The sequence below is a fragment of the Actinomadura spongiicola genome (assembly GCF_003432485.1).
Lineage (GTDB): Bacteria > Actinomycetota > Actinomycetes > Streptosporangiales > Streptosporangiaceae > Spirillospora > Spirillospora spongiicola.
The window spans coordinates 101,300-117,180 of the sequence record NZ_QVNQ01000012.1; the positions used below are offsets into that span (position 1 = coordinate 101,300).

At 68.9% G+C, this 15,881-nt stretch carries 13 protein-coding genes and 1 tRNA gene; 13 read left to right on the forward strand and 1 reads right to left on the reverse strand.

Features of this window, described 5'->3' with window-relative positions; all coding sequences use genetic code 11:
- Positions 1–210 precede the first annotated feature (210 nt).
- The 4 genes from D0T12_RS30725 (at position 211) to D0T12_RS30740 (ending at position 2,817) form a co-directional block, all read left to right on the forward strand.
- A complete protein-coding gene (locus D0T12_RS30725) occupies positions 211–639 on the forward strand; it encodes a DUF3052 domain-containing protein (protein WP_117404063.1) in 429 nt (142 codons plus the stop codon).
- Positions 640–765: 126 nt separating this feature from the next.
- The gene (locus tag D0T12_RS30730; protein WP_117404064.1) at positions 766–1,242 is read left to right on the forward strand and encodes a peroxiredoxin; all 477 of its coding nucleotides are present in this window, start codon (positions 766–768) and stop codon (positions 1,240–1,242) included.
- A gap of 99 nt (positions 1,243–1,341) precedes the next feature.
- Positions 1,342–1,644: a hypothetical protein gene (locus D0T12_RS30735; protein WP_233526385.1), complete on the forward strand. Its 303-nt coding sequence runs from the start codon at positions 1,342–1,344 to the stop codon at positions 1,642–1,644.
- Positions 1,645–1,758: 114 nt separating this feature from the next.
- Positions 1,759–2,817 carry a potassium channel family protein gene (locus tag D0T12_RS30740; protein WP_117404068.1) on the forward strand — a complete coding sequence of 353 codons (1,059 nt, stop codon included), beginning with the start codon at positions 1,759–1,761 and terminating at the stop codon, positions 2,815–2,817.
- 1 nt (position 2,818) lies between these two features.
- On the opposite strand, the gene D0T12_RS30745 is transcribed toward D0T12_RS30740, so the two are convergent.
- Positions 2,819–3,991, reverse strand: coding sequence for a saccharopine dehydrogenase family protein (locus D0T12_RS30745; protein WP_117404070.1), 1,173 nt, complete (start codon positions 3,989–3,991; stop codon positions 2,819–2,821).
- Between the two features lie 123 nt (positions 3,992–4,114).
- Between D0T12_RS30745 and D0T12_RS35650 the strand changes: the two genes are divergently transcribed.
- The 9 genes from D0T12_RS35650 to D0T12_RS30785 all read left to right on the forward strand — a co-directional run bounded on the left by D0T12_RS35650 (position 4,115) and on the right by D0T12_RS30785 (position 15,009).
- Positions 4,115–4,291 (forward strand): hypothetical protein, encoded by a 177-nt coding sequence (locus D0T12_RS35650; RefSeq protein WP_158581684.1) that lies wholly within the window; start codon positions 4,115–4,117, stop codon positions 4,289–4,291.
- Between the two features lie 124 nt (positions 4,292–4,415).
- Positions 4,416–5,324, forward strand: a complete 909-nt coding sequence (locus tag D0T12_RS30750; protein WP_199487799.1) for a proteasome assembly chaperone family protein — start codon at positions 4,416–4,418, stop codon at positions 5,322–5,324.
- Between the two features lie 66 nt (positions 5,325–5,390).
- The gene (locus D0T12_RS30755) at positions 5,391–5,810 is read left to right on the forward strand and encodes a CBS domain-containing protein (protein WP_117404072.1); all 420 of its coding nucleotides are present in this window, start codon (positions 5,391–5,393) and stop codon (positions 5,808–5,810) included.
- Positions 5,811–5,829: 19 nt separating this feature from the next.
- Entirely contained in the window at positions 5,830–6,999 is a 1,170-nt protein-coding gene (locus D0T12_RS30760; RefSeq protein ID WP_233526386.1) for a geranylgeranyl reductase family protein, read from the forward strand.
- Between the two features lie 93 nt (positions 7,000–7,092).
- Positions 7,093–7,485, forward strand: a complete 393-nt coding sequence (locus D0T12_RS30765; protein WP_117404076.1) for a nuclear transport factor 2 family protein — start codon at positions 7,093–7,095, stop codon at positions 7,483–7,485.
- A 108-nt stretch (positions 7,486–7,593) separates the two neighbouring features.
- Complete coding sequence (locus D0T12_RS30770) at positions 7,594–8,550, forward strand: AraC-like ligand-binding domain-containing protein (RefSeq protein WP_117404077.1); 957 nt, start codon at positions 7,594–7,596, stop codon at positions 8,548–8,550.
- Between the two features lie 98 nt (positions 8,551–8,648).
- On the forward strand, positions 8,649–10,094 hold the full coding sequence (locus tag D0T12_RS30775) for an aldehyde dehydrogenase family protein (protein ID WP_117404078.1): 1,446 nt from the start codon (positions 8,649–8,651) through the stop codon (positions 10,092–10,094).
- A 109-nt stretch (positions 10,095–10,203) separates the two neighbouring features.
- Positions 10,204–10,278 (forward strand) — tRNA-Val (locus tag D0T12_RS30780).
- Positions 10,279–12,084: 1,806 nt separating this feature from the next.
- Positions 12,085–15,009 carry an NACHT domain-containing protein gene (locus tag D0T12_RS30785; RefSeq protein ID WP_158581685.1) on the forward strand — a complete coding sequence of 975 codons (2,925 nt, stop codon included), beginning with the start codon at positions 12,085–12,087 and terminating at the stop codon, positions 15,007–15,009.
- Positions 15,010–15,881: the final 872 nt, after the last annotated feature.

Sequence of the window (15,881 nt, forward strand, 5' to 3'; positions counted from 1 at the left end):
AAGGTGTCACCCTACGTGAGCATTCCATGACGGTGATTGTCGTAATCGGGCCAATGAGGCCACCAAAAGCCGGGAAGACACTTGCGCTAGGGGCCCTCACTTGTGTGGACTGTCCCGCAAACACCGCACGGGTGCGGGCGGGCCACCCGGCCCGGGGGCCGGAGAGCACGCGCACGACACCGTGCGGACGACGACAATGGGAGGACTTTCGTGAGCGCGACCGCGGGTCAGGCGCAGTCTGAGCGCAGCCTGGCCGAACGGCTCGGCCTGAAGGCGGGCCAGGTGGTGCAGGAGATCGGCTACGACGACGACGTCGACGAGGATCTCCGGGAATCCGTCGAGGCCGTCACGGGGAACGAGCTGGTCGACGAGGACTACGACGACGTCGCCGACGTCGTGCTGCTGTGGTGGCGCGAGGACGACGGCGACCTGTTCGAAGGCCTGACCGACGCGATGATCCCCCTTGCCGGTGGCGGCGACATCTGGCTACTGACGCCCAAGGCGGGCCGGGACGGCCACGTGGAGCCCAGCGACATCGGCGAGGCCGCCCAGACGGCCGGCCTGTCGCAGACCAGCAGCGTCAGCGCGGCGAAGGAGTGGTCCGGGACGCGACTGGTCGCACCCAAGGTCCGCAAGTAGCGCGGACGTCCACGGCGCCCCGGTCCGGCGGGCGCCGCGGGAACGTATGGACCGGGCCCGTCGCCCACGACCGTGGGGGCGGGTACGTCCCTGCCGTCGGTGGGGCCGAGAATCATGGGAGAGGCTTTGGCGCTTGAGGTGGGCGACGGCGCACCCGACTTCGAACTGAAGGACCACCACGGCACTCCGGTGAGGCTGTCGGACTACCGGGCGGGCGGACAGGGCAGGAATGTCGTCCTGGTGTTCTACCCGCTGGCGTTCAGCGGCGTCTGCACGGGCGAGCTGTGCCAGATCCGGGACGAGCTGTCCACGCTGGACGGCGGTTCCGGTGACAAGGCGCAGGTGCTCGCCGTGTCGGTCGACTCGATGTTCACGCTGCGCGCCTGGGCCGACCAGGAGAAGTACCAGTTCCCGCTGCTGTCGGACTTCTGGCCGCACGGTGGGACGGCACGACGCTACGGCGTGTTCGACGAGGACAGGGGCGTCGCCCTGCGCGGCACCTTCATCATCGACACCGAGGGCGTGGTCCGGTGGAAGGTCGTGAACGCGATCCCGGACGCACGCGACATCGGCGAGTACCGTAAGGCGCTCGCCGATCTCTGAGTGAACGGGCCGGTTGGGCACTCCGGTCGGCCCCCGCACCCTGGAGGTGTGATGCCCTGCTTCCGTTGCGGGGCGCGGCAGACCGATCCCGTGCGCGGCGTGAGCCTGTGGAAGCGCGGGGTCCGGGCGGACCGCCAGATCCTGATCTGCCCCGGCTGCCAGTCCGCCCACGACTGGGCGGACGATCTCGACCGATGCGCGGCGTGCGGATCCGTCGCGCTGGTGTGCCGGCTCGGCGAGGTCGAGTGCCGCGACTGCGGCCACACGCGCGAGGCCATCCCCGCCGACCTCGTGCGTTCGGGCACCGCGCCCGCCGCGCCGCCCGCGTCCGGCGACAGCGACCTGTCCGAGGAGGTGGCCGCGGCGCTGAACCGCGTCCTGCGCCGGGGCCGCGCCACCTGACCGTGGCATATCCCTGACGGAGGGAGGCACGGCCGTGTTCGGCTACGCCCGCACCGCCATGGCCGGGACAATTCAGCCTTGACGTGGCATTTTGCCTGCTGCCACGCTGCGCGGATGCCGATCGTGTTGTTGCGCCTGGTCAACCGGATCACCCGGCGTTCCTGGCGGGCGCCCGCGCTGGTGCTTCTCGGAGCGTTCGTCGCGGGCTGGCTGCTGATCGTGGTGTTCGAGGAGCCCGGCGCCGACCTCAAACGGCCGGACGAGTACCTCTGGTACTTCCTCGTCAGCGGCACCACCACCGGCTACGGCGACCTGTCCCCGACGACGGTCGGCGGACGGATCGGCGGCGTGATCGTCATCGTGGCCGGGCTGACCGCCGGCCTGGTGATGTTCGCCGAGCTGACGCTCTGGATGGGGAGAGGACGGACGATGAGGGCCAACGGCCAGGCGCGGCTGCACAGACGGCGGCACCTCGTGATGATCGGCTACGACAGGGAGCGGCTGCGGGCCGTCATCGGCCAGCTCCGCGCCGACCCGGAGTTCGCCGGGACGCCCGTCGCCGCGATCTTCTGGCCGGGGGAGCTGACGGGCGAGAACCCCGACCCCGACCTGTACGACGTGGTCGCCTACGACGAGACCGCGTACGAGCGGGCGTGCCTGGAGGCGGCCCGCACCGCCGTGGTCGTCGGCCGCACCGACGACGAGACCGTCCGGGTGATGCTCGGGGTGGCGGCGTACCTGCGGCGGAAGGGCGAGACGTCCGTCCATCTCCTGGCCGGTCTCCATGACGGCGTCCGCCGCGGGGAGATCACCGAGGCGCTCGAACTGATCAGCCGGGACATCGAGACCGTCGACGTCGACGACCCCGCCGTCATCGCGGTCGCGGTCCGCAACCCCGGCGTCGCGTCGATCTACCACAACCTGGCCAGCACGCTCGACACCGACGGGACCCTCTACCGGGTGGACGTCCCGGACGACGCGGGCGAGTGGTCCCGCATCGACCTCTCGGTCTTCCTCCTGCACCGTGGCAGCACGTTGCTGGCCGTCGGCGAGTCGCACCGTCCGAACGCCCGGTTCCGGCTCACCCTCGAACCGGACGAGAAGATCCGCGGCGGCCAGTCTCTGGCGGTGGTGGCCCCGGCCCGCCCCGACATCCCCTGGCACGACCTGTAGCTCAGGTCGGGTCCAGGACGCGGAAGGCGATCCCCGCGTGGGTCAGCCGGTCGATGAGGGCGTCGCCCATCGCGGTGGCGGTCGTGACCTGACCCGCGGTGACGGGCAGTTCGTCGTGGACGAGGCACAGCGCCGACTCGGCGATCATCTTGGCGGTCTCGTCGTATCCGGGATCGCCGCCCGCCACCTCGGTGACGACGCGTTCGCCGCCGCCCTCCCCGGTGAACGTCACGCTGAACCAGTGCCGGGCGCGTCGTTCCTTGGACGGCCCGTCGCCCGGCCGGCGGAGCCCCAGCAGGAGCCGCCGGGTGGGCGGCAGCGCGGAGAGGGCGACCAGGGCGCCCGCGCCCGCCACGAGCCCGGCGGCGCGGTGGAGGCGCCTGACGGCGAGGTAGTGGCCATAGGTGAAGTCCGGCCCGTAGCGCTCCAGCGCCGCCGCCGACCGGATCACCACCCGCGGGTCGAGGGTGGGCAAGGGCAGCGCCCGGCCGTCCCCGATACGGGTCTTCGGCGTAAGGCGCCGCGAGACGCGCGCCGTGCGCCCGGCGGGCCGCTCCTCGGGCCGTCGACGTCCGGCCCGTTGGGGGCGTGTCGCGTCCGCCAGGGCCCCGACCAGCGAGTGGAGGGTGCCGCCGGACGCGTCGGCGCGGACGCGCACGAACCCCTCGACGCGCAGCGGAACGTTCTCGGGGAGTCGCTTGACCGTGAAGTAGGCGCCGAGGTCGGCGGGGATCGCGTCGAACCCGCAGGCGTGCACGATCCGCGCGCCGCTGCGGACGGCCTCGTCGTGGTACTTGGCATACATCCGGTCGACGAACGCGGGCTCGCCGGTGAGGTCGACGTAGTCCGTCCCGGAACGCGCGCACGCCGCGACGAGCGGCTCGCCGTACCTTGCGTACGGGCCGACGGTCGAGATGACGACCCGCGCCGCGTCCGCGATCCGGGCGGTCGAGTCGGGGTCGGTGGCGTCGGCGTGCAGCAGCGGCAGGTCGGCGCACGCGGGATCGATCTCGGTGAGCCGGTCGCGGACGGCCGCCAGTTTGGCCTGGTTCCGTCCGGCGAGCGCCCAGCGCGTCCTGGAATCGGCATGCCCGGCGAGGTATTCGGCCGTGAGGCCACCGGTGAACCCGGTGGCGCCGAACAGCACGATGTCGTAAGCCCTGTCACCGGTCACGCACCCTCCCACTGACTCCGAGTTCTCGATTCTGTCCTGTTCGCTCGGGGCGTGCTCGCCGACGCGGCGGTGTGGGCCACCGCACTCGTCTAGGGTTGCTCCGGTGTGGGGGGAGGTGGTGGCGTGACAGGGCTCGCCGTGGCGATGGACATCGTCGCCGTGGGCTTCTTCGCCTGGTTCGTGGCCCTGGTGACCCACGGCAGGACCGTGCCCGCCGACGAGGGGGGCCAGTCCGTGGCGATGCTCCTCATCGCCGCCAGCCTGGCCCTGCTGTCAGTGTCCCTCTGGAGCCTTCCCTGACGTCCGCGAAGGCATCGACGACCACCTCGGCCCCGTGACGATCCCTCGGCGACGCGGGCCCCGGGTCGAAGAGGGAAATGCCACGAATGCGTACATTGGACGACATGGAAATGTGGGGGAAAAGGTGCTGAACCCTGAGGAGCTGTACGAGCTCGACACCGATCTGCCCGAGATGACGGGGCCGGTGCTCCTGCACAGCCTCGACGGCTTCGTGGACGCCGGTTCCACCGGCCAGCTCGTGCGGGAGCACCTTCTGGAGGCGCTGGAGCACCGCGTCATCGCCCGCTTCGACGTCGACGCGCTGATCGACTACCGGGCGCGGCGCCCGCCGATGACCTTCGACCGTGATCACTGGGCGTCCTACGAGGCGCCGGAACTGGTGGTGCGGCTGCTGCGCGACGAGGTCGGAAGCCCGTTCCTGATGCTGTCCGGCCCGGAACCGGACCGGCTCTGGGAGGGGTTCACCGCGTCCGTCCTGCACCTGGTGAAGCGTCTGGACGTCGGGTTGGTCGTCGGGTTCCACGGCATTCCGATGGGCGTCCCGCACACCCGTCCGGTCGGCGTCACCACGCACGCCACCCGCCCCGAGCTGGTCACGCGGAACTCGTGGTTCGACAAGGTGCAGGTCCCCGGCAGCGCCGCCGGGCTGCTTGAGCTGCGGCTCGGGGAGGCGGGCCACGACGCGGTCGGGCTGGCCGTGCACGTGCCGCACTACCTCGCGCAGTCGGCGTACCCGGCCGCCGCCGTCGCCGCGCTGGACGCCGTGGTCGCCGCGACCGGGCTGGTGCTGCCCGTCGAGCGGCTCCGGGAGGCCGCGACCGCGACCGACGCCGACATCGCCGAGCAGGTGGACGGCAACGACGAGGTGGAGAAGGTCGTCCGGGCCCTGGAACAGCAGTACGACGCGTTCGCCGGGGCCGCCGAGCGCGACAGCCTCCTCGCCGAATCGCAGGACATGCCCACCGCCGAGGAGCTCGGCGCCCAGTTCGAGCGGTTCCTCGCCGAGCAGGACGGGCCGGACGCGCAGGGCTGACACCCACTCCGCCGACATATCCCGCCCGTCGCTGGGTACGCGAGCCCGGAGAGGGGAGGCTCGCACATGGCCCAGATGGTGAACGAAGTGATGACACCGGTGCCCGTGTCGGTGTCCCCGGACACGTCCCTGGTCCGGGTCGGGGACCTGATGCGGCAGCACGGGATCGGCGACGTCCTCGTCGTCCACGAGGGGCGGCTCCGCGGCCTGGTGACCGACCGCGACATCGTCGTCCGCGCCGTCGCCTTGGAGAAGGACCTGGGCGCGACGCCCGTCGCCGACATCTGCAGCACCAACATCGTCACGGTCGCGCCGGACGCGGACGCCGACGACGCCGTGCGGCTCATGCGGCGACACGCCGTCCGCCGCATCCCGGTCGTGGACGGCGACCGCCCGATCGGAATGGTCTCCATCGGAGACCTGGCCGTCCAGCGCGACGAACGCTCGGCCCTCGCCGACATCAGCGCGGAGCCGCCCAACACGTGATCTGATTCAATCGACGTCTGTGCGCGACGTCATCGTGGTGGGCGCGGGTCCCGCGGGGTCCGCGGTCGCCTGTCATCTGGCCCGGTTCGGTCTGGACGTCCTCGTCCTGGAGAAGTCGTCGTTCCCGCGTGAGAAGGTCTGCGGGGACGGGTTGACGCCCGGCGCCGTCCAGGAACTCCGCAGGCTCGGCGTCGATGTGACCGGGCCGGGCTGGTTCCGCACCGGCGGCATCCGCTTCGTCGGCGGCGGTCACCGCCTCGACATCCCCTGGCCGGACGGTCACGGCCTCACCCGCACCCGCGCCGACCTCGACGAGCTCCTCGCCCGCAACGCGGTCGCCGCCGGAGCCGACCTCCGGGAGAACACCAAGGTCACCGGGCCCCTCCGGGCGGACGGACGGATCACGGGCGTCCGCGCCGCCGACGGCGACCACCGGGCCCGCCTGGTCATCGCCGCCGACGGCGCCTCGTCGCGGCTCTGCGTCGCGCTCGGGCTCCGGCCCCGGCGCGACCGTCCCATCGGCATCGCGGGCCGCCGCTACTACCGCAGCCCCCGCCACGACGACGACCACCTCGAGATCTGGCTCGACCTGGCGCCCGCCGGTTACGGCTGGGTGTTCGGCATGGGGGACGGCACCTGCAACGTCGGGGTGGCGTTGCTGCGCAGCTCCCACCCCGACTATCACGGGCTCCTGTCCCGCTGGCTGGCCCGGCTGCCGCCGGAGTGGGGCCTCACCGAGGAGAACGCCGTCGGCTCCGTGCGCGGCGCCGCGCTTCCCATGGGCTTCAGCCGCGGACCCCACTATCTGCCCGGGCTCCTGCTCGTCGGCGACTCCGGGGGCATGGTCAACCCGTTCAGCGGCGAGGGCATCGCGTACGCGCTCGAAGCCGGCCGCCTCGCCGCCGAAGTGATCATGACCGCGTTCTCCTCGGCGTCGCCGGAACGGGTCCTGCGGACCTACCCGTCCGCCCTGAAACGCGCCAACGGCGGCCCGTTCACCCTCGGCCGGGCCGTCACCCGCGCCCTCGACGACCCGCGCCTCATGCGGCTCGCGACCCGCCACGGGCTGTCCCACCCGTCCCTCATGCGCCTCGCCCTCACGATGGTCGGCGGCCTCCCCGCGCCGGCGGCCCCGACCGCGGCCGACCGCCTCGCCGTCGCGCTGACCCGGATCACGCCCGCGTCCTAACCTGTGCCGCGACAGACAAGGATCATTCGGACACAATCAAGATCCCGACCCGGCCGAGACGCTGGACTGGCACAAAGTTTGGGAGGACAGCACATGAGCGAGGCTTACGACATCATCAAGGCCCACTACGCGGCGTCGGACCGCGGTGACCTGGCCGGAATGATGGAGGCGTTCGGCGACGACATCGCGTGGACGGAGATGGCCGGGTTCCCCTACGCGGGCACCTACGTGGGCCTTGACGAGATCAAGTCCGGCGTGTTCGGGCGCCTCAACGCCGACTGGGAGGGCTTCCGCGCCGACCCCGACGAACTGGTCGACGGCGGCGACGGGACCGTCGTCGCGATCGGCCACTACTCGGGCACCTACCGGGCCACCGGAAAGCCCATGCGCGTACGGTTCGTCCACGTGTGGCGGGTGAAGGACGGCAAGGTGACGGGCTTCGAGCAGTTCACCGACACCCATCTCGTCCGCCAGGCCATGGCCTGAGACATGACGTCGATCTCCGTCCGGGCCGGGCTGCCACTAGCGCGATCCGGCCCGGACGGTGCACCATGTGTGCATCAGGGGAATGGGGCTTCATCTGGGGAAATGCGCATGTCCATGCTCATCCGCACGTCGGATCTTCCGGTCGCCGAACGGTTCGACTACTGGCGCAACTCGGTCACGGACATGTTCGTGCCGCTGCGCGCCGACACGACCCGTCCGGAACGGTTCGAAGGCCGCCTGCGCGGACGTGAGCTGGGCGCGCTCACGGTGGCCGACGTCGCGTCCACACCGAACATCGTGCGCCGTACCGGGGCGTTGATCTCCCAGTCGGACCCCGGACACTACAAGATCGGCGTGCAGCTCAACGGGTACTGCCTGCTCACTCAGGACGGGCGCGAGGCCGCGCTCGTCCCCGGCGACTTCACGATCTACGACACGACGCGCCCGTACACGCTCGCGTTCGATGACTCGTACCGGCAGCTGGTCCTGATGGTCCCGCGCCGCCTGCTGCACCTGCCCGAGGACGCCGTAGCCGGTCTCACCGCCACCCGGATCTCCGGCCGACAGGGCGTCGGGGCGCTGCTGTCCCCGTTCCTGCTCCAGCTCGCCCAACAACTCGACGACCTGGACGATCACGGCAGCGTCCGGCTCGGCGACAACATCGTCGACCTTCTCGTCACCCTCCTCGCCGAACGCCTCGACATGAGCGCGCCGACCGCCGACGCGCGCCGCCGCGCCCTGCTGCTGCGCGTCCGCGCCTACATCGAACGCCACCTGGACGACCCGGACCTGTCCCCGGACGACATCGCCGCCGCGCACTTCGTCTCGTCCCGCCACCTGTACAACCTGTTCCGCGAGGAGGGCACGACGGTCTCGGCGTGGATCAAGGAGCGCCGGCTGGAGCACTGCCGCCGCGACCTGCGCGACCCGCTCCAGCTGCACCGTCCCGTCAGCGCCATCGCGGCCCGGTGGGGTTTCGTGGACGCGGCGCGCTTCAGCCGCGTGTTCAAGGCCGCCTACGGCGCCAGCCCCCGCGAGTACCGGGTGACGATTTCCGGCGAGTGATCGTTACCGATCCAGTCAAATCTCGTACACCCACAGACAAGACCCGGACGCCGTCTCCGGCCGAGACTGGGGCCGAACCTGCGAGGGAGGTCCCCCCCATGAACACTCGGCTCTACATCAACGGCGAGTGGGCCGCGGCCGCGGACGGTGCCGAGTTCACCACGTCCGACCCGGCCACCGGAGCCGTCCTGGCGTCCTGCGCGGAGGCCGGACCCAAGGACGTGGAGAACGCCGTCGACGCGGCACGGGCCGCGCTGCACGACCCGGCGTGGGCCAGGATGGCGCCGAACGCCCGCGCCCGCCTCCTCTGGCGCGTCGCCGACCTGATCGAGACGCACCAGGCCGACCTCGCCGAACTGGAGACCCGCGACCAGGGCCAGCCGCTCGGCGTCGCGCAGGCGGTCAGCGTCAACGGCGCCGCCGAGCACTTCCGCTACTTCGCGGGCTGGGTCACCAAACTCGAAGGCGCGGTCTCTCCCGTCTCGTTCCCGGACACCCTGCACTACGTCCGCCGCGAACCCGTCGGCGTCTGCGCGCTGATCACCCCGTGGAACTTCCCCCTCATGATCGCCGCGTGGAAGCTCGCCCCGGCGCTCGCCTGCGGGAACACCGTCATCATCAAGCCCGCCGAGCAGACGCCGCTCACCACCGTCCGGCTGATCGAGCTGTGCGCCGAGGCGGGCTTCCCGCCCGGCGTGGTCAACCTCCTCACCGGCGGACCCGACGTCGGCCGCGCCCTGGTCGCGCACCCCGACGTCGACAAGGTCTCCTTCACCGGCTCCAGCTCCGTCGGACGCGAGATCGTCAAGGCCTCCACGGGCAACCTCAAGCGCGTCACCCTCGAACTCGGCGGAAAGGCCCCGAGCGTCATCGCCCGCGACGCCGACATCGACAAGGCCGTCGCCGGCAACCTCCAGGGCGCCCTCCTCAACAGCGGCCAGGTATGCGCCGCCTACGCGCGCCTCTACGTCGACCGCCGCCGTGCCGACGAGTTCACCGAGAAACTCGCCGCGGCCGCCTCCACGCTCCGCCTCGGCCCCGGCCTCGACCCCGAGACCCAGATCGGCCCCCTCGTGTCCCTCGAACAACTCGACCGGGTCGACTCCCTCGTCAAGACCGGCACCGAACAGGGCGCCGAACTCGTCACCGGCGGGCAACGCGCCGACGGCCCCCTGGCCAACGGCTACTTCTACAGCCCCACCGTCTTCGGCGGCGTCACCGACGACATGACCATCGCCCGCGAGGAGATCTTCGGCCCCGTCCTCCCGGTCCTCGCCTACGACGACCCCGAGGAACTCGCCGTCCGCGCCAACGACACCGACTACGGGCTCGCCGCGTCCGTGTGGACCCGCGACCTGTCCACCGCGCACCGCCTCGCCGCCGACATCCGCGCCGGCGCCATCTTCATCAACATGCTGCCCATCCCCGACGCCGCCGCCCCCTGGGGCGGCTACAAGTCCAGCGGCTGGGGCCGCGAGATGGGCCCCTACGCCCTCGACGCCTACACCGAGGTCAAGGGCGTCTGGGTCCACCTGGACACCTGACCCCACAACCCCACGCGGAGACCCGGTTCGCCACCCCGGCGAACCGGCCCTCCGCCGATATCCACTTCGCCCCCACACCCCCGAACCGGGTACGCTTTCCCGGCGACACGGGCGCGTAGCTCAGGGGTAGAGCACTCGCCTTACAAGCGAGGAGCCGGCGGTTCGAAACCGCCCGCGCCCACCAGCGCAAAGACCCCGTTTCCGATCAGGGAAACGGGGTCCGCGCAGCCCGGCCGTCCCATGCTGTAGATCATCGCGGCCCGCACACTGTCATGGTCCTCTATCACCGGCGGCGGCGCTTGGGGCTGCGGCGTGGTCCTGTGCCTGGCCGCCCGGAGCGTGCGGCGTGGGCGCCGGTCACCGTACGGCCGCGCCGGGCCGCGCATCCTGCGCCCGCCGCCCGGTTCGCCAGGCGCCGGCGGTCACGGGTCCGCGCCGCCGCCGTACGCTCACCCCATGTCCGTTCAGAGGCCTGGCCTCCCTCCAGAGATGAAAAACGCACTCCAAGGACTGCGCCGAGTGCGAGCAGGACGCCCCGACGACTCAGCCGATCCCCTCAGCCTCGCGAACTGGCACGAAGACATGGCCCGCGTCTTTGACGAGCTGGCCCAGCATCTTCTGTTCGAATCAGACCGGGTACAAGCCGCTGCCGCAGCCACCAAGGCCCGTGAACAAGCCGCCCGACTCCGTTCCACGGGTACAGACGGTGCCTCCGGCGGGGCCTTTGACTCTGGGAAGCCGAGGGCGCGCCCGTGACGGTTGTTGGTGGCTTGAGGATGCCTGAGCTTCCCGTCTGTCGTCCCGATCGGGGATCTACCAGACAGGGACCAGAGGGGTGAAGGTCGTTCGTCCGGTGGGGCGCTCCATCTTCACCCCTGACCTTGGCCCGGCAGATGGAAAGCTCAGGCGGGGAGCGGTGTGTGCCCACGCGGGAGGACGGTCCCGTGCCATTCGCGCACCACTTGGGAGGCGGGAGTTGTGAGGCGCGGCAGCTCAGGGCCTTGATCAGCCTGCGTGACCAAGCCGCATGCCCGCGCCCTTAGGCTGTGGCGCAGACTGCATGCCGTCCCAGACGAGCGGCCAAGGCCCAGGTCAACGCCGCTCAGCAGATGATCGCGGCTCCTTACCAACGAGGGGCCGGCGGTTCGAAACCGCCCGCGCCCACGCGGCGGCAGGGCCATGATGCGCAACAGCGGATCATGGCCCTTACAGTGTTAGTGCCGGACTGGTGGTCAGCCCTCTCGGTTCGGTGCCATGACCCAAGGTGCCCAAGAGGTTGATGCAGTAGCAAGCCAACGAGGTTTCCGCTCCAGGGCGTTCGAAGATCGTCTAGGAGCGGTACCGTTGGTGGGCGGCCGAGGGCACCCTTGAAGCGATCTTATTGCACGTCCATGACGACTCGGTCGGCCGTATCCACTGAACCGTCAGTGTCGACCCTTTCGTGCGCACGAACCAGCCCACCGCCGTGGCCGCACAGGGAAACGCCCGCCGCGGAGCACTCGGTGGCCGACGACCGGTCTTCAAATCGACCCTCTACAAGCGCCGCAATGTGATCGAATGGTGCATCGGCTGACTTAAAAGGGCGGATGATCGCCCTCCGGTCCGGCAAGCTTGCCCGCAGCCATCCGGCGGCGACCGTCTTGGTCGCTGCCCTGCTGTGGATCAACCATGATCCACAGCAGGGCATTTCGATGCATACAGTCATGGCCTCAGTCGGACACCTGGGCGGTTGTGTCGATAAGCCACCAGGACACCACCGAGAATGGCCCCACGCCATCGGAGGACGGAGCTCGCAATGCAGTGGATAGGGACGGCCCCGGCCTGGGCCTCGGCGGTCATTGCGGTCGCCGCGTTCATCGTGGCCCTGCTCGGGTACCTCAGGCAGTGGTCACCGTCTGCCCGCCGAACGACGGGCTGGCTTGTATGCGTGCTAGGTGGGCTCTCCGCGGGCACCGCTGTGGTACTCCTAATCTTCCGCGACACCATGCGAATGGGCGAGTCACCGGTACCTTTCGTTTTGTTGTGTGCCGGCGTTCTATTGGCGGTCGGAGGCGCGGTGAGTGCCATGCGCGCGCCGCGCAGCTCGGAGCACCGACGACTTCGAATCATAGCGCTCGCTGTACAGAAGTACATCGATCGTTTCGACGATTCGGCAGGCTTCAACTCTCGGGGCTTCGTGCAGTTGACCGCGGATGGCGGCAAGCGGTTAACCCGCGTCCTGTCTCGCACTCGAGTACCTGTGGTGGCACTCATTGGTGAACAGGGGGCAGGCAAGAGCGTGACGTCCCGGCAGGTTGTCCGGGAGATCTGTGCGCGTGGCACGTCGCGGAGGCGAGGCCCAAAGCTCATGGCCGTCTACGTGGATTTGGCGGCTCTCCAGCGAAGGGGACCCATAAACGCGGAGATGATTCGAGCGCATGTCCTGGAGACCGTCGGAGCCGACGACCCGGATGTGCGAGATGCCATGGAAGGCTTCCTGCGCCGACCGCCCGACCAACCCCGCTGGCTGTTTGTCTTCGATTCCTTCGACGAACTCCCCGCCCTGTGGGCTCCGGGTCCCAGGGAACGTATGGCGCGCGAATATCTCGACGCTATTCACCGGTTCGTCAACGCTGGACCGGCTTTCCAAGCGGTAATCACCACGCGAGACAATGAATTTCTCGAATCCTTCACTGGTCTTCGCGTGCATGTAACGCCGCTCTCTCAGCCCCAACAGCGCAAATTAATCGCGGCAGCCGGTCTAGGGGGCCAGGTGGCCGCCAAGATCATTCACCGGCTCCGTGCCGACTGGGCGGGTGCGGTGGCCGCGAGCAATCCACTGCTGCTCAGCCTCATCTGTGATCACGTAAGTGACACGGGAGGCGCCGACCTGCCGGCGGACCTCTATGAGATCGTGGATGTGGCGGTCACGACAAGGTTGCGGGGCGCGCCTGGCTCCCGTCTGACGGACCAGGAAGTTCGGTCTGTGGCGGAGGACGTAGCCTACTGTTTGGCGTCCGATGATTCGTTGGGCCGTGCCCCCACCGATCACGACCTGATCGCCGCGCTCGGCAGGCGGACTGGTGTGGATGCAGGCTCGGCCAGGCTCGCCCTTGAGCATCTGCGTCGGGCGCGCATAGCCCAGAACGACCGGCCGGGGTCCTTCGCATTCGCGCACAGCGTGTTTCTAGATCACTTCGCTGCTGGGTGGCTATTGCGTGCCGGAGCCGAACCCGAGGTCCGCGACCTGCTTACTGACCACCGCTGGCGGGAAGCGGTGATCGCCGCATTACGCCTCGGCCCGTCCGACAAACGGCGGCGGTTGCTGGAGACGGCGGGGGACATCCTCGACCGGGAAGCGGCTTCGATCGACCTGGCTCGGGACGTGCATTCCCTTCTTGGGCTCAGCCCTAGGCAGCAACTCCCCATGGCCACCGGAAGTTTTACCTGGCCACCTCCAGCGCTGCACATCCTGCGCATACTGGCAGAGTCGGTGCGCCACCAGAACGACACGGCATTAGGCCGACTGCGCACCCACGCCGATGTGTTCGTCCTCAACGCGTTCATCGGGGGAACCCAGGCCGACCAGCGTCCAGCTCTCGAACTGCTGGCGTGCACGAGTTCTGAGGTCGCCGTCTGGGCTACCGAGCGTGCGAGTTCGTCCCGTAGTACGCTTCTTCGGCGGGCTGCCGCACATTCCCTCGTCTCCGTTCCCGAAACGTTCGCCGACCTATCATCCCATGGGCGTTGGGATGTCCTCAGATACCTGCCGCGTGACGTCCCCCTTGTCGACAGAACGCTCGCCATCGGCGACACCACCCCGCCTGGGACTGGTGGTTCATTTCCGCGTACACTGCTGGACTTGCTCCGAGTGGGCCAGATTTGCTCAGTGGGGCTCATTATTCTGGGCGTATGGCGCTCGATCGGCCTCTGGAATGAAAATCATCTCGAGTGGTCAGACGTCATGATTCCCGTTTTCCTGGGTGTGTCGGGCGGCGCGTTTCTCGTAGGTTGGAGCAGCGCCGGATGTCGCCTTCCCTCGCTGCCTGCAAAACTGACCGTATACGGGATCAGTGCGGCCACGGCCATCCTCTTCGCGGCGGGGATCGCGACCGTGGAGGAAGCTGTCATCGAAATTGTTCATGGACGCCTCGGCAACGCTATCGGCTGGTTGATCGCCATTCATATGGCGACTTGGCCGGTCGCCGTGGTGGCCGCCTTGACGATCAAGCGGCCCACGAGACCGGGCGAGTGGACGCTTCCGCACCTCATGCCGGTCAGGAAATTCGCAGCCAGGTACCGAACGCGAAGTCTTAAGGCCAATATGAAGCGCAACGCCAAGACGGGTTTGGCGCTGGCGGCAGTGGCCGGCTTCCTCGCGGGGTACACTCTCGCCCCCGTCGGGTCATTCCCACACGCTGATCCGGTAGCCGTTAGGGAAAACACCGGCCTGACGGCCGCTCTCGTGCTGCTGGTGATGATCGTGCTGGCTGCGTGGTGGCGACGGAGGCTGGCGCGCGCCGAAATTCGGCGCCGACTCGCTGATGAACCTCCCTCGGGTGAGCAGCTCCAGGAGTGGCTGCGTCGGGCGACATATCGTCCGGAGTTGACACGGTTGCTGCGGCTGGTGGATGCCACTCCGGCAGAAAAGCTTGTGGGTGCGGCTGACGTGCTCAGCGATCTTGATCGAGCCTTGGAACAAGTCACCCGCATGGTTCCGAGGCGGACTACGATGCCCATTCCGGCCGCAGTATGGGACGTGGGACCCGAATTCATCAGCCCGGGCTTCCGAGAGTGGATGATCGCCTACGACAAGGACAATCCCGGCCTTCTGCCCTGGTTGGCGGAGCCTCCACACCGGGATCAGATTGCTGGTGCGGTGGAGCGAGTGCGGGGACTGGCCACGCGGGGACGGACCGCTCAGTACTCGCCATAGGCAGAGGTATTGCTAGGAATAGGTAACGGTTTTCGCTCTGTAGGCCGCTAAATGCCCGAGAGTCAGATGGGCATTCGGCATTGTGGGAGCGTCTGGCTGTTGTAGTTACTACACGACTGCTAGTTGCTTTAGCGCGATGAGAGCAGTGGCCATGTTCGCCGCCGAGTCCTGGCGATGACCGACGGCCTCGGCGGGTAACACGGAGACGTACGTATCCAGCACCACCGTGATAGGCGTTCTCAAGTCGTGTGGCACAAGGTAGCGAACGAGAGCCTGACGACCACCGACGCCAGCGAAGCCCGCACGTAACTGAGCTGCGAGGGGATGGCACTACGGCGGACTGCTCTCAACGCCGCAACCGTCTCACGTCCGCGAGACGCGCTCAGCGGACGTCCGTAAAGCCTGCCCGGGGACGTGGCTTTGCCTAGGGTGTTGGCATGGGGTATGAGGTGCACGTCGCGCGTAAAGCCGACTGGTTTGATGAGGGGGGCCTGAGATCAGTTCGGGGAGTAAGCGACTATGGTGGCTGCTGATCCTGAGTTGGAGATGGTAGCGGCTCACGCGGAGGTGGATGGCGGGGCTGTACTCAACTACGCCAATGAGTGGTTGGCGCGCATGGTCGTCCACCCCGCGCTTGAGACGCTGGGGGCGTGGCTGGACTGGTGGGACGGCTGCATCGGGTGAAGAACCCGAATGAGGTTCTGATCGCCAAGATGTGTGAGATCGCTAAGAAGGTGGGTGCCCGCGTTCAAGGGGATGAGGGCGAGTAGTACGACGAGTGAGCCGGCCGCCCCCGGTGTGTCGAGGCGCTCGCGTGGCTGCTGGCGGAGAAATTGCGTTGGGTGATGGTTTGCTGGGTGGCAGGATGCGGT

Bases quoted from the DNA above. Each gene is read 5' to 3' on its own strand.
- D0T12_RS30740 (WP_117404068.1), top strand. From the start codon at position 1,759: ATGCCGATCGTGTTGTTGCGCCTGGTCAACCGGATCACCCGGCGTTCC.
- D0T12_RS30755 (WP_117404072.1), top strand. From the start codon at position 5,391: ATGGCCCAGATGGTGAACGAAGTGATGACACCGGTGCCCGTGTCGGTG.
- D0T12_RS30765 (WP_117404076.1), top strand. From the start codon at position 7,093: ATGAGCGAGGCTTACGACATCATCAAGGCCCACTACGCGGCGTCGGAC.
- D0T12_RS30770 (WP_117404077.1), top strand. From the start codon at position 7,594: ATGTCCATGCTCATCCGCACGTCGGATCTTCCGGTCGCCGAACGGTTC.
- D0T12_RS30775 (WP_117404078.1), top strand. From the start codon at position 8,649: ATGAACACTCGGCTCTACATCAACGGCGAGTGGGCCGCGGCCGCGGAC.
- D0T12_RS30785 (WP_158581685.1), top strand. From the start codon at position 12,085: ATGGGCGAGTCACCGGTACCTTTCGTTTTGTTGTGTGCCGGCGTTCTA.